Source organism: Clostridium sp. ZBS2 (assembly GCF_023845855.1).
GTDB classification, from domain to species: Bacteria; Bacillota; Clostridia; order Clostridiales; family Clostridiaceae; genus Clostridium; species Clostridium aquiflavi.
Map to the genome: position 1 here is coordinate 1 of NZ_JAMQIF010000178.1, position 242 is coordinate 242.

The 242-nt window shown below is 46.3% G+C and carries 1 protein-coding gene; it reads right to left on the reverse strand.

The genetic code is table 11. The annotated features are described in order from the left end of the window. A partial coding sequence (gene rbfA / locus NG918_RS16855) for a 30S ribosome-binding factor RbfA (RefSeq protein ID WP_252227202.1) occupies positions 1-183 on the reverse strand: 183 nt, incomplete at its 3' end. Positions 184-242: the final 59 nt, after the last annotated feature.

Sequence of the window (242 nt, forward strand, 5' to 3'; positions counted from 1 at the left end):
ATCTTTGTCGTTGAGGAAAGTCACATACACTTTGGCATACGCCAGGTCGCGAGACATTTCGACACCGGAAACGGTGGTCATCATGCCCAGACGAGGATCTTTAATTTCACGCTGCAGGATGAGAGCGATCTCTTTTTGCATTTCCTGCGCTACGCGCTGCGGGCGACCAAATTCTTTCGCCATAATAAATTCTCCTGACAAAAAAGGGGCTGTTAGCCCCTTTTTAAAAATTAATTTCAGGT